The 13,044-nt window shown below is 66.8% G+C and carries 14 protein-coding genes; 10 read left to right on the top strand and 4 right to left on the bottom strand.

Annotated features, from left to right (window positions below):
- Positions 1-8: 8 nt before the first annotated feature.
- From rph to hemW, 3 genes are read left to right on the top strand one after another with little or no spacing between them, the layout of a single operon-like run.
- A complete protein-coding gene (rph, locus tag NLR35_RS16460; protein WP_257167579.1) occupies positions 9-722 on the top strand; it encodes a ribonuclease PH in 714 nt (237 codons plus the stop codon).
- Entirely contained in the window at positions 719-1,363 is a 645-nt protein-coding gene (rdgB, locus tag NLR35_RS16465) for an RdgB/HAM1 family non-canonical purine NTP pyrophosphatase (RefSeq protein ID WP_257167580.1), read from the top strand. Before rph ends, rdgB begins: the two co-directional genes overlap by 4 nt.
- Positions 1,350-2,507: a radical SAM family heme chaperone HemW gene (gene hemW / locus NLR35_RS16470; protein ID WP_257167581.1), complete on the top strand. Its 1,158-nt coding sequence runs from the start codon at positions 1,350-1,352 to the stop codon at positions 2,505-2,507. Before rdgB ends, hemW begins: the two co-directional genes overlap by 14 nt.
- Positions 2,508-2,796: 289 nt before the next feature.
- Here hemW and NLR35_RS16475 read toward each other — a convergent pair whose 3' ends face one another.
- Positions 2,797-4,005, bottom strand: a complete 1,209-nt coding sequence (locus NLR35_RS16475; protein WP_257167582.1) for a penicillin-binding protein activator — start codon at positions 4,003-4,005, stop codon at positions 2,797-2,799.
- A 304-nt stretch (positions 4,006-4,309) separates the two neighbouring features.
- Between NLR35_RS16475 and rsmI the strand changes: the two genes are divergently transcribed.
- The 4 genes from rsmI to NLR35_RS16495 all read left to right on the top strand — a co-directional run bounded on the left by rsmI (position 4,310) and on the right by NLR35_RS16495 (position 7,572).
- The gene (gene rsmI, locus NLR35_RS16480) at positions 4,310-5,263 is read left to right on the top strand and encodes a 16S rRNA (cytidine(1402)-2'-O)-methyltransferase (RefSeq protein ID WP_257167583.1); all 954 of its coding nucleotides are present in this window, start codon (positions 4,310-4,312) and stop codon (positions 5,261-5,263) included.
- A complete protein-coding gene (locus NLR35_RS16485) occupies positions 5,250-5,669 on the top strand; it encodes a YraN family protein (RefSeq protein WP_257167584.1) in 420 nt (139 codons plus the stop codon). Before rsmI ends, NLR35_RS16485 begins: the two co-directional genes overlap by 14 nt.
- A 33-nt stretch (positions 5,670-5,702) precedes the next feature.
- On the top strand, positions 5,703-6,644 hold the full coding sequence (gene gshB, locus NLR35_RS16490) for a glutathione synthase (protein ID WP_257167585.1): 942 nt from the start codon (positions 5,703-5,705) through the stop codon (positions 6,642-6,644).
- Positions 6,645-6,756: 112 nt separating this feature from the next.
- Positions 6,757-7,572 carry an exodeoxyribonuclease III gene (locus NLR35_RS16495; RefSeq protein WP_257167586.1) on the top strand — a complete coding sequence of 272 codons (816 nt, stop codon included), beginning with the start codon at positions 6,757-6,759 and terminating at the stop codon, positions 7,570-7,572.
- Between the two features lie 138 nt (positions 7,573-7,710).
- Here NLR35_RS16495 and NLR35_RS16500 read toward each other — a convergent pair whose 3' ends face one another.
- The gene (locus NLR35_RS16500; RefSeq protein ID WP_257167587.1) at positions 7,711-8,154 is read right to left on the bottom strand and encodes a cyclic nucleotide-binding domain-containing protein; all 444 of its coding nucleotides are present in this window, start codon (positions 8,152-8,154) and stop codon (positions 7,711-7,713) included.
- A 66-nt stretch (positions 8,155-8,220) separates the two neighbouring features.
- Positions 8,221-8,907: a response regulator transcription factor gene (locus tag NLR35_RS16505; RefSeq protein WP_006612692.1), complete on the bottom strand. Its 687-nt coding sequence runs from the start codon at positions 8,905-8,907 to the stop codon at positions 8,221-8,223.
- A gap of 276 nt (positions 8,908-9,183) precedes the next feature.
- Between NLR35_RS16505 and NLR35_RS16510 the strand changes: the two genes are divergently transcribed.
- Together NLR35_RS16510 and NLR35_RS16515 are read left to right on the top strand one after the other, a co-directional pair.
- On the top strand, positions 9,184-9,705 hold the full coding sequence (locus NLR35_RS16510) for a L,D-transpeptidase (RefSeq protein ID WP_257167588.1): 522 nt from the start codon (positions 9,184-9,186) through the stop codon (positions 9,703-9,705).
- 20 nt (positions 9,706-9,725) lie between these two features.
- Positions 9,726-10,511, top strand: coding sequence for a 2-keto-4-pentenoate hydratase (locus NLR35_RS16515; RefSeq protein ID WP_257167589.1), 786 nt, complete (start codon positions 9,726-9,728; stop codon positions 10,509-10,511).
- Positions 10,512-10,535: 24 nt separating this feature from the next.
- On the opposite strand, the gene NLR35_RS16520 is transcribed toward NLR35_RS16515, so the two are convergent.
- A complete protein-coding gene (locus NLR35_RS16520) occupies positions 10,536-11,219 on the bottom strand; it encodes a YggS family pyridoxal phosphate-dependent enzyme (protein ID WP_257167590.1) in 684 nt (227 codons plus the stop codon).
- 127 nt (positions 11,220-11,346) lie between these two features.
- Here NLR35_RS16520 and NLR35_RS16525 point away from each other — a divergent pair, with 127 nt between their 5' ends.
- Positions 11,347-13,044, top strand: a complete 1,698-nt coding sequence (locus NLR35_RS16525) for a diguanylate cyclase domain-containing protein (RefSeq protein WP_257167591.1) — start codon at positions 11,347-11,349, stop codon at positions 13,042-13,044.

The following is a 13,044-nucleotide window of genomic DNA, read 5'->3' on the forward strand; positions in this document are numbered from 1 at the left end:
AGAGAATCATGCGGCCCAGCCGCCGTGCACCGGATGAATTGCGCCCCGTGAGCCTGGAACGCGGCGTCGTCAAATACGCCGAGGGTTCCTGCCTGGTGAAGTTCGGCGACACCCATGTGCTGGTCACCGCCACCTTGGAAGACCGGCTGCCGCCCTGGCTCAAGGGCCAGGGGCGCGGCTGGGTCACCGCCGAATACGGCATGCTGCCGCGCGCTACGCTGGAACGCACCCGCCGCGAGGCGTCGTCCGGCAAGCAGACCGGCCGCACGGTCGAGATCCAGCGCCTGATCGGCCGCTCGCTGCGCACCGCGATCGACCTCGAGGCGCTCGGCGAGCGCCAGATCACGGTCGACTGCGACGTGCTGCAGGCCGATGGCGGCACCCGTACCGCCTCGATCACCGGTGCCTGGGTGGCGCTGGCCGACTGCATCAAGTGGATGAAGACGCGCAACATGATCAAGACCGAGGTGCTGCGCGCCAACGTCGCCGCGATCTCCTGCGGCATCTACAACGGCACGCCGGTGCTCGATCTCGACTATGCCGAGGATTCCGAGGCCGAGACCGACGCCAATTTCGTCATGACCGGCGACGGCCGCATCATCGAGGTGCAGGGCACGGCCGAGAAGACCCCGTTCACGGAGGCCGAGTTCCTGGCGCTGATGGCGCTGGCGCGCAAGGGCGTCACCCGGCTCGTCGACCTGCAGAAGATGGCGATCGCGTGAGCACGCCGCATCGCAAGCTCTCCGGTCGCATCGTCATCGCGACCCACAATCCCGGCAAGCTCGCCGAGATGCGCGAGCTGCTGGCGCCCCACGGCATCGAGGCGGTCTCGGCCGGCGAGCTCGGGCTCGGCGAGCCCGAGGAGACCGGCGACACCTTCATCGCCAATGCACGCATCAAGGCGGTGGCCGCCGCGGAAGCCGCGCAGCTGCCGGCCTTCGCCGACGATTCCGGCATCGTGGTTCACGGGCTGGATGGCGCGCCGGGGATCTATTCGGCCCGCTGGGCCGGCCCGGCTAAGGATTTCGGGGCTGCGATGGCCCAGATCGAGCGGCTGCTGCAGGAGCGCGGCGCCGCCACGGCCGACAAGCGCACCGCGCATTTCGTCTCGGCGCTGTGCGTGGCCTGGCCGGACGGTCACCTTGAAGAGGTCGAGGCGCGCGTCGACGGCACTCTGGTATGGCCCCCGCGCGGCACGGCCGGCTTCGGCTATGATCCGATGTTCCTGCCCGATGGCCATGACCGCACCTTCGGCGAGATGACCAGCATCGAGAAGCACGGGCTGCCGCCGCTCGGCCTCGGCCTCTCGCACCGGGCCCGTGCCTTCGTGAAGCTCGCGGAGATCTGCCTTGAGCAGCGCTGACAGCAAAGCGTTCGGCGTCTATGTGCACTGGCCGTTCTGCCTGTCGAAATGTCCGTATTGCGACTTCAACAGCCACGTCCGCCACGCTGCCATCGACCAGGACCGCTTTGCTCGCGCGTTCGCGCAGGAGATCGCCAGCACCGCCGCGCGTACGGGACCGCGCACCGTCAGCTCGATCTTTCTCGGCGGCGGCACGCCGTCGCTGATGCAGCCGCGGACTGTCGGCGCCATTCTCGACGCCATCGGCAAGCACTGGCACGTCGCAGATGATGTCGAGGTGTCGCTGGAAGCCAATCCGACCAGCGTGGAAGCCACCCGCTTTGCCGGCTATCGCGCAGCCGGCGTCAACCGCGTTTCGCTCGGCGTCCAGGCGATGGACGATGCGTCGCTGAAGATGCTCGGACGGCTGCACACGGCCGAGGAAGCGATGAAGGCGGTGGCGATCGCGCGCGGCGCATTCGACCGCTATTCGTTCGACCTGATCTATGCACGGCCCGACCAGACGCCGGCCATGTGGACCGAGGAGCTGTCGCGCGCGATCGGCGAGGCGGCGGAGCATCTGTCGCTGTATCAGCTGACGATCGAAGAGGGCACGCCGTTCTTCGGGCTGCACGCGGCCGGCAAGCTGAAGACGCCGGACGAGGGCCTCGCTCGCACGCTCTACGACGTCACCCAGGAGCTCTGCGCCCGTCACGGATTGCCGGCCTATGAGATCTCCAATCACGCGCGCCCGGGCGCGGAGTGCCGGCACAATCTGATCTACTGGCGTGGTCAGGAATATGCCGGCATCGGTCCCGGCGCCCATGGCAGGCTCGACATCGACGGTATCAGACACGCCACCGCAACCGACAAGCGGCCGGAGGCCTGGCTGATGCGGGTCGAGACCAATGGCCACGGCGTGATGACCGACGATCTGCTCAACAGCGAGGAGCGCGCCGACGAATTCCTGCTGATGGGGCTGCGCCTGCGCGAGGGCATCGATCCCCGGCGCTATGCCGCGATCTCCGGCCGCCAGCTCGATCCGCGCCGCATCGCGCTGCTGCGCGAGGAGGGCGCCATCGCCGTCGAGCCGGACGGGCGATTGCGCGTGACGCAGGACGGCTTCCCCGTGCTCGACGCCGTCGTCGCCGATCTCGCAGCCTGAGCTTTGCATGAGGACGCTGCGCGTGATGCAGCTCAGATTTCGATGCCAACCCTCATGGTGAGGAGCGCGGCGCCCCGCCGCTGACGATCGCGTAAGCTGCAAGCTCGCCGCGCGTCTCGAACCATGAGGCCCGAGCGGGGGCCTCGCCCTTCGAGACGCCCTCCCGAGGCGGGCTTCTCAGGGTGAGGAGAGAAAGGCTTGTGGGGGCACGAGCAGCAGTTCGTTGTGCTAACAGTCGCGTTCTCACGCGACGACTGCTCGATCGCACCGAACAGCCAAGTTGACCGATCTAAGTCGCGCTGAAACTTTTCGGCGCACCGGCCACGGCCTGGCCGCCGCCCGAGCCGACGCGCATCACGGCCAGCCCGCGCTCATTGGTGCCATCGCTGCGGAAGCGGAACAGGCCGTCGATGCCGGCGAAGCCGGAGGCGTTGGTGAGCACATCTGGCGCAAAACGCTGTGCGCCTTGCGTGCGTGCGAGCGCTGCGACCAGCGCCACTGCGTCATAGGCCAGGGTTGCCGTGCGCACGGGATCGGCGCCGAAGCGCGTGCGATAACGGCCGGCGAAGGCGCGGAAGCCCGACGGGTCCGGCGCGGCGTAGAGACCGCCCTGCAGGCTGGCGCTGTTGTAGACGCGCGGATTGTCCCACAGGCCGGTGCCGAGCAGCTGGACGGCACGCAAATTCGCGCCGGCCGCCGTCAACGCATCCGCGGTCGCGACGACGGATTCGCCGTCATCGGCCAGCAGCAGCGCATCGGCGCCGCTCAGCGCCTGCGCCACCGCGCGCACCGCCATAGTGCGGTCGCCGGCATATTTCTCGAACGCCACGATGCGCCCGCCGCGCCGGCTGACCGCAGTCTTGAACGCGCCTTCGACCACGGTGCCATAGGCGTTGTCGGGCAGCAGCGCCGCAAAGGAGCGTTTGCCGACGCCGGCCGAGTAGTCGACGATGCGCGTGGCATCGGACTCCGGCAGGAAGCTCAGCAGATACACGCCGCGGCCTGCCACGCTCGAATCGGTCGAGAACGCGATCACCGAGATATTGCGCGTGCGCGCGACCTGGGCGGTCGGCGGCACCGAGCCGGCAAACAGCGGCCCGAGCAGGATCTCCGCGCCTTCGTCGCAGGCCTGTTGCGCGCCTTGCTGCGCGCCCTGCGGACTACCGGCGTCGTCCTTGATCAGCAGCTGGATGTTGGGATTCTGAAACTCGGCGAGCGCCATCTCGGCCGCGTTCTTCATCGATTGCGCGGCGACGCCGGCATTGCCGGAGGCCGACAGAGGCAGAATCAGTCCGACCTTGACCTGGCCGTTCCCCGCGACCGCCGGCTGCTGCGGCGGACCTGACGGACCGCTCGGCGCCTCGAACGGATTGAAGCCCTGCTGCACATTGGAACATGCCGACAGCAGCGGCGCGCCGAGGATCAGGCCAAGCGCCGTTCGCCGGGCAACCCCATGGGGTCCCGGACCGTGAGAACTGGGATGACGCGGGCCCACCATGGCATCTCTTCGTTCGGCCGCAAGCGGCCAGAAGTTCCCCAAGCGCACGCCCCCCAGGCCGTGCTGATTCACTCATATTGTCGACGAATAGTTAAGCAAAACAAAAGGCTGTCAGAACCACACCGAAGATCAAATCGACGTTTTGCACGGCCTATCCCCTGTTGGGATCAATGCCTTTTGAAGTGCATTTTCGAACTTGAAGCTCCGATGAACGGCGCGACCGGGCATGCTGGTCGGATCTTCACATTCATTAGACCACCGTTCCGCGGTGGCATTCCCCGGTCCGGCCCTTTAAATTATCCCGATGGGCGCCAAGGCAATCCCGAACATCTCGCCGGACGATGGCAAATCTTCCACCTCGTACCTGGTGGCGGGACATTGCATCGTGGCGCCACGGGCGCAGCCCGGCCTGCATCTCGTGGCGACCCCGATCGGCAATCTCGGCGACATCACACTGCGCGCGCTGGAGACGCTGGCCGGCGCTGACGCGATCTTCTGCGAGGACACGCGAATCACGCGCCGGCTGACCGAGCGCTACGGCCTCGGCGCCGAGTTGGCCGCCTATCACGAGCACAACGCCGAGGCGGTCAGACCGAAGATCCTGCAACGCCTCGCCGAGGGCGCCGCCATTGCGCTGGTGTCGGACGCGGGCACGCCTCTGATCTCCGACCCCGGCTACAAGCTGGTGCGCGCCGCCTGCGAGGCCGGGCATGCGGTCACCGCGCTGCCGGGACCTTCCGCGGTGCTCGCCGCACTGAGCGTCGCGGCACTGCCGACCGACCGGTTCTTCTTCGAAGGCTTTCTGCCGGCCAAGCAGCAGGCGCGGCGCACGCGGCTGGCTGAGCTGGCGCGCGTGGAGTCCACACTGGTTCTGTTCGAGGCGGGCAGCCGCGTGCAGGAGACGCTGGCCGATCTCGCCCACACAATGGCGGGACGGCAGGCCGCGATCTGCCGCGAGCTCACCAAGCTGCACGAGGAGGTGCTGCGCGGCACGACCGGCGAACTCGCGGCCCAAGCCGACGGACTGGAGACGCGCGGCGAGTTCGTGCTGGTGATCGGACCGCCGCCGCGCGATGCCGAGGTCATGAGCGACGGCGCCGTCGACGCGCTGCTCGCGGATCTGCTGCAACGGTCGAGCGTGAAGGATGCCGTGATGCATGCGGTCGAGCTGTCGCGCCGGCCGCGGCGCGAGGTCTATGCGCGTGCGCTCGCGCTTGCCAAGGACGTGCGCGCGGGAGACGCCGATGGCGCGGACTGAGCGTGCCAAGCCCGACAAGCCGGTCAAGACGACGAAGACCGCCGCGCCCGAGCACGTCGCAGCCTTCCGTACCGGGTTGTCGGCAGAAGCGCGTGCCGCTGCCTTGCTGATCGCCAAGGGCTACCGCATCCTGGCCAAACGCTTCCGCACCCCTCATGGCGAGATCGACATCATCGCGCGCAAGCGCGGCCTCGTCGCCTTCGTCGAGGTGAAGGCCCGCGCCTCGCTCGACGAGGCCGCCTATGCCGTGACGCCGCGCCAGCAGCAGCGCATCATCGATGCGGCACAGGCGTGGCTGATGGCGCATCCCGACCATGCCGAATTGGAGCTGCGCTTCGATGCGATTCTGGTTGCGCCGCGCAGCCTGCCGCGCCATCTGATCGCAGCCTTCGACGCCAGCACCTGACATGAACTGATTGCAGAGAGCAGGGACCTGCCCATGACACTGAATGTCGCCGTCCAGATGGACCCGATCGCGCGCATCAACATCCGCGGCGACTCGACGTTTGCGATGCTGCTGGAGGCGCAGCGGCGCGGGCACGGGCTGTGCTACTACACGCCCGACAAGCTGTCGCTGCGCGGCGAGGAGGTGGTCGCGCCGGTGCAGGCGCTGACGGTGCGCGACCAGGTCGGCGATCACTTCACGCTCGGCGAGCCCAAGCCGACCCCACTCACCTCGTTCGACGTCGTGCTGCTGCGTCAGGATCCGCCGTTCGATCTCGCCTACATCACCTCGACGCATTTCCTCGAGCGGATCCATCCGAAGACGCTGGTGGTCAACGATCCCGCCAGCGTACGCAATGCGCCGGAAAAGCTGTTCGTGATGAACTTCCCGCAGCTGATGCCGCCGACCCTGATTTCGCGCGACCTGGACGAGATCAACGCCTTCCGCGATCAGCACGGCGCCGTCGTGATGAAGCCGCTGCATGGCCATGGCGGCGCGGCGGTGTTCCGGGTGATGCCGCAGGACATGAATTTCGGCTCGCTGTTCGACATGTTCTCGGTCACGTTCAAGGAGCCCTGGGTGATCCAGCGCTTCCTTCCCGAGGTGAAGCATGGCGACAAGCGCATCATCCTGGTCGATGGCGAGTTCGCCGGCGCCGTCAACCGCGTGCCGGCCGCCGATGATCTGCGCTCCAACATGGTGCGCGGCGGCGCCGCGCAGGCCACCGATCTCAGCGCACGCGAACGCGAGATCTGCGACACGCTCGGCCCGGAGTTGCGCGCCCGCGGCCTGCTGCTGGTTGGCATCGACGTCATCGACGGCAACCTCACCGAGATCAACGTGACCTCGCCGACCGGCATCCGCGCGATCGCGCGGCTCGGCGGCCCGGATATCGCCGCGCGGGTGTGGGATGTGATCGAGGCAAAGCGGCGCTGATCACGCGCAGTCCAGTTAGCTGGGGAAAAGCCCCGATGGCGCCGTCATTCGGCTGCGCCGCGCCCCAGCTCCAGGCGCTGACGCCGGCGCAATTCATGCTATCGCAGATCTCATGCGTCTCGTCCTGACCACCTGGAACATCAACTCGGTGCGCCTGCGCATCGATCTCGTCGCAAAATTCATCAAGCAGGTGCGGCCGGACGTGCTTTGCCTGCAGGAGACCAAGTGCATCGACGATGCATTCCCGCTGAAGCGCTTCAAGCGGCTCGGCTATGAGCACATCGCGCTGAACGGGCAGAAGGGCTATCACGGCGTCGCCGTGATCTCGAAATGGCCGTTCGAGACGACCGACGTCCGCACCTTCTGCAACAAGGTGGATTCCCGCCACATCACGGTGGCGTTCGGTGAGAAGGCGCAACTCGCGCAGCCGCTGGTGCTGCATAATTTCTACGTGCCGGCCGGCGGCGACATTCCCGATCCCGCGCTCAATCCGAAGTTCGAGCACAAGCTGCAATTCCTCGACGAGATGAAGGCGTGCGAGCCCCTGCATCCGCGCGGCGATGACCGCCACATCCTGGTCGGCGATCTCAACGTCGCCCCGCATGAGCACGATGTCTGGTCGCACAAGCAGCTGTTGAAGGTCGTCTCGCACACGCCGATCGAATGCGAGAAGCTGCTGGCGGCGCAGACCCATGGCGAATGGGTCGACGTCGCGCGCGAGCGCATCCCGATGGCGGAGAAGGTCTACACCTGGTGGAGCTACCGTGCCGCCGACTGGACCGTCGGCAATCGGGGCCGCCGGCTCGACCACATCTGGGTGTCCCGCGCGCTCAAGGACAAGGTGGCCGATTTCAGCATCCTGCGCGACGCCCGCAGCTGGGAGCGACCGTCGGACCACGTGCCGGTCACGGTGACGCTCGACGTGTAGCATCGCGCAATCTCACTTTTGAGCCCGTCGTCATTCCGGGGCAATCGACAAGGAGCTGTCACAAAGCGACGGCGCTTTGTCGATTGAACCCGGAATGACGGGTGATGCGATGACCAAATCGCTCACGCGTCCATCCCGTCACGACGTCAGCTTGGCACCTGCCGTAAGGATGTCGTTGGCGATGCGGTTGGCGCGGTGGGCGAACTCGTCGCGCAGGCGGCGCGCGGCCATGGCGTCGCTCTCCAGCACGCGCTGAAACAGGCTGCGCGAGATTCGGATCACGGTGGAATATTCCAGCGCGGTCGCGGTCGCGGGCCGCCGCATCTCGACCAGCAACGCCAATTCGCCGATCAGCATGGTCGGCGTGGCGACGATCTCGGCACCGACCTCGTCGCTGATGCGCAGCTTCCCGCGCTGGACGACATAGCCGCAATCGGCCGTGTCGCCCTCGCGAAACAGGGTCTCGCCGTTCTGGATGTTACGCTGCTCGGAGCCGATCGCGATCATGCGCAGCGAGTCGCTTCCCAACAGACGCAGGGTCGGGACGCGCTCCAACAGCGCAATATCGTCTTCGATCGACATAAAGGGCCCGGGGAAGGCGAAATGGAACCAATATCATAGACGGCAGACCGCCATCCCCGAACCGTATCACGGCACCAACTTGTAGCCACCGGCCTCCGTCACCAGAATCTCTGGATTCGCGGCATCTTTCTCGATTTTCTGGCGGAGACGGTAAATATGGGTCTCCAGCGTATGGGTCGTGACGCCGGAATTGTAGCCCCAGACTTCCTGCAGCAAGGTCTCGCGCGACACCGGCTGCTGGCCGGCGCGGTACAGGAAGCGCAGGATCGCCGTTTCCTTCTCGGTCAGGCGGACCTTGCGGGCATTGGCGCCGGTCAGCATTTTCGAGCCCGGACGGAAGCTGTACGGGCCAACCGAAAACACGGCGTCTTCGCTGGCCTCGTGCTGGCGGAGCTGGGCACGGATGCGGGCCAGCAGCACCGCGAAGCGGAAGGGCTTGGCGACGTAATCATTGGCGCCGGATTCGAGCCCGAGGATCGTATCCGAATCGGTGTCGTGGCCGGTCAGCATGATGATCGGGGCCTTGAAGCCGCCCTTGCGCAGGGACCGCACCACCTCGCGACCGTCGGTATCGGGCAGGCCGACGTCCATCAGGACCAGGTCGGGTGAGTTGGCCTTTGCCGCGCTGGCGCCCTTGGCGCCGGTGTCGACGGCCTGGGCCTCGAATTCGTCATGCAGCGAGAGCTGCTCCATCAGGGTGTCGCGCAGATCGGTGTCGTCATCCACGATCAGGATCTTGCGGGCATTGGCCATTGGTACAATCCTCTTGGTGGCGCCGGCGGGAATCCGGGAATTGGGCGCCGCAGCGGTGGGCAAACAGGCTCATGAGCCCTGTTCCGTCTTGAAGTAGGGGGCTGTTACCGATTCACAAGCGCCAGCCACTCTACTCCAGAATTGGGCAGGGAATGCGATGAATGTCCTGGTCGACCATCGCCGCGGACCATTCGCCGACATTAAGGCAATTGCCGGGCAATGCACGGCAATGAAAAGGCATGTTGTTTCATCTCTTTATGGACGAGGTAGATTGGTATGCCAGCGAGGCTGATCTCGATTCGCACTGCTGCCGGGTCCAGGCAGCGCGGCTGGCTGAAAGTCTGGGGCCATGTGATCCCGGTGGCGCTCGGCCGCGGCGGCGTCCTCGCCAACAAGCGCGAGGGCGATGGTGGCACCCCGCGCGGCACATTCTATCCGCGCCGGCTGTGGTGGCGCGCCGATCGCCATCCCCGTCCGCAGACCTCTCTACCCGTCCGGCCAATCGGCCCCGAAGATGCCTGGTGCGAGGATCCCGCCGACCGTCACTACAACCGGCCGATCCGGCTGCGCGGCGACCAGCCCGGCGACCGGCTGGCACGCCAGGATCACCTCTACGACTTCATCGTCGAGATCGACCACAACACGATGCCCCGGATCGCCGGCCGCGGCAGCGCCGTGTTCCTGCATCTGGCGCGGCCGCATTTCGGTCCGACGGCGGGCTGCGTGGCGATGACCCGGCCGGCGATGTTGCGGCTGTTGCAAAGGATCGGTCCGCGCACCAGGATCGTCATCGAATAAGAAGACACCGGGAGGACATCATGCGCGCAACCGATCAGCCTGCCGGCGCCTCGGCGATCCTGCGCTCGCACTGGCGGCAAGGGAGCAAGTTTTCGGAGCTTCCGCCGGAGCTGCGCCCGCGCGACCGGGCGGAAGGCTATGCGATCCAGGCCGAGCTCGAGAGGCACTCGGACAAGCCATTGTTCGGCTGGAAGATCGCCGCCACCAGCGAGGCGGGGCAACGCCACATCAACGTCGCCGGCCCGATGGCCGGGCGGATCCTCGCCGAGACCGTGCTGCCGCCCGGCGGCACCGCATCGATGGCCGGCAACGCGATGCGCGTCGCGGAGCCGGAATTCGCCTTCCGCCTCGGTGTCGACCTGCCGCCGCGGCCGACACCTTATGATGTCGGCGAGGTGCTCGCCGCCGTGGCGACGCTGCACCCGGCGATCGAGATCCCGGATTCGCGGTTCGCGGACTTCGTCAGCGCCGGCGAGGCGCAGCTGATCGCCGACAACGCCTGCGCGCATCTGTTCGTGCTCGGCGAGCCGGCCACGGCGGATTGGCGCAGCCGCGACCTGGTCGAGGAGCGGCCGCGGATCACGCTGCGCGGAGAGACCTTCATCGGCCATGGCCGTAACGTGCTTGGCGATCCACGCGTGGCGTTGGCATGGCTGGTCAACGAGCTCAGTGCGCTCGGCATCACGACGCAGGCCGGACAGGTGGTGACGACCGGAACCTGTCATCCGCCGCTGCCGATCGCCAGCGGCGACGTGATGGACGCCGATTTCGGCGACCTCGGGCGGGTCTCGGTCAGGTTCGAATAGGCGAGCAGCGAGGGGCGGTCGCCCTCAGCGGTGGCCGAAGATCGCCGAGCCGACCCGCACATGGGTGGCGCCGAACTGGATGGCGGTGGCGAAGTCGGCGCTCATGCCCATCGACAGATTGGCGAGGCCATTGCGGGCGGCGATCTTCGCCGTCAGCGCGAAATGCGGACCCGGCGCCTCGTCGACCGGCGGGATGCACATCAGGCCGGAAATCTCGAGCCCATAATCCTTGCGGCAGGCGGCAATGAAGGCATCGGCATCGCCGGGCGCGATGCCCGCCTTCTGCGGCTCCTCGCCGGTGTTGATCTGGACGAACAGTTTGGGGTGCCGGCCCTGGGCGGCGATCTCCTTGGCGAGCGCGCCGCAGAGGCTCGTCCGGTCGACCGAATGGATGGCGTCGAACAGCGCCACCGCCTCCTTGGCCTTGTTGGATTGCAACGGCCCGATCAGGTGCAGCACCAGGCCCGGATGCGCGTCGATCAGCGCCGGCCACTTGCCCTTGGCTTCCTGAACGCGGTTTTCGCCGAACTCGCGCTGTCCCGCCAGGATGACGGGCTCGATCGCGTCGGCGGCGAACGTCTTCGACACCGCGATCAGGGTCACCGACGCGCGATCGCGCCTGGCGTCAGTGCAGGCGCGCAGGATCTCCTGCTCGACGGCGGCGAGCGCGGAGGCGGAAGACGAGGGTGTGTTCGATGCGTCGGTCACGATGGCGCCCATAGGTCGGTCGATGTGGGTCGGTAGATTTACGGGTTTGGCTGCAATTTTACGGAGTTCGAGAAAGGGTTCTTGAACCCTTCCCCTTACCTTGCCTCACCGGGGGTGGGGGAGAGAAATGCCAAGCATCCGCTTCAATCGCAATAGAGTGAAGCTGAACCGGCTGATGGGGATTCGCGCGCGCCTGGCGCTGCTCGCCCTCATCCTGGTCGCGCCACTGATGTTGGAACGCGCCCGGTCGCTGGAAGGCGCCCGAACCCGGCAGATCGCACTCGCATCCGACGAATTCTTCGCTCTCGCCCGGCAAAGCGCCGACATGCAGCGCGAGGTCATCATGTCGGTCGAGACGGTGCTGAAGTCGACCGCCTATGTCCGGGCCTCGGCCACGGGCATCAGCCGCAGTTGCGACATGATGCGCGCCAGCCTGCCGGCCACGCTGCCCTGGATCCGCACCTTGATGATCGCCGGCCGCGACGGCCGCATCCAGTGCTCGACCAACAATCAATATGTCGGCCTCGATTTCAGCGACCGGCCGTACTTCCGCGGCGCGCAGGAAGCGCGCGACTTCGTGTTCAGCGACTATCTGCTGTCGAAGCCGACGCACATGCCGATCGTAATGGCCGCCTATCCGGTCGGTGCGATCACCGGCGAGCCGGATGCGGTGATGCTCGCCAGCGTGAACCTGGAATGGATGTCCAAGATCATGAACAATCTTGGCGGCCGCCCGGGCATCACGGCGGTGCTGATCGACAGCGAGGGAACCGTGCTGGCGGCGCCCGCCGATCGGACCGATCTGATCGGCCGGCCGCTCGACAGCGTGCCGCTGCTGTCAGCCGTTGCCGAAACGGCGATGAGTTCGAGCAAGCCGAGTGAGACGATGAGTTTCACCGCGGCCGACGGCTCCAAGCGGGCGATCACCTTCACGCGCATCGCCGACAGCGGATCGAGGCTCATCGTCAGCATCGACGAGACCCGTGTCACCGCCGCGATCGACCGCGAGATCCGCAATGCCTATCTGCAGGCGGGCCTCGTCTGCCTGATCGTGTTGTTGGGCGCATTGATCGCTGCCGAGAAGCTGATCGTGAAGCCCGTCAGCATGCTCGCGGCGACCGCCAAGCGCTTCGGCCATGGCCACTGGTCGGCGCGCGTCGCGACCAAGCATCTGCCGTCGGAGTTCGTGCCGCTGGCGAAGTCGTTCAACGCGATGGCCGCGAAGCTCGGCCAGCGCGAGCGCGAGCTGGTCGCCGCCAATGACCGGCTGACGGTGATGGCGTCGATCGACATGCTCTCCGGCCTCGCCAACCGCCGCGGCTTCCAGAACCGCATCGACATCGAATGGACGCGCGCGCAGCAGGCCGGCGCGGACCTGTCATTGCTGATGATCGATGTCGATCACTTCAAGCTCTACAACGACACCTATGGTCATCCCGAGGGCGACACCTGCCTGTCGCGACTCGGCGAGACGCTGGCGCAGATTGCGGATGCGACGATGGCCTTTGCCGGCCGCTATGGCGGGGAGGAGTTCTGCCTGCTGTTGCCGGGCATGAACGCCAGGCAGGCGCTCGAGGTCGGCGAGCATGTGCGCGCTGCCGTGCTCGAGCTGGAGCTGCCGCATGCGACATCGGCGCACCAGTGCGTCACCGTGAGCGTCGGCGTCGCCGCGACGCGGCCCAACGACTCACTGACGCCCGCCGACCTGATCGAAGCGGCGGATGCTGCGCTCTATGCAGCCAAGCATCGTGGGCGCAACACCGTCGTTGGTCATGGCTTCGGCGAAGTGGCGGACGACAACAGGGACGTTGCCCGCGCCGGCTGA

Origin of the sequence: Bradyrhizobium sp. SRS-191 (assembly GCF_024586915.1) — a bacterium.
GTDB lineage: Bacteria > Pseudomonadota > Alphaproteobacteria > Rhizobiales > Xanthobacteraceae > Bradyrhizobium.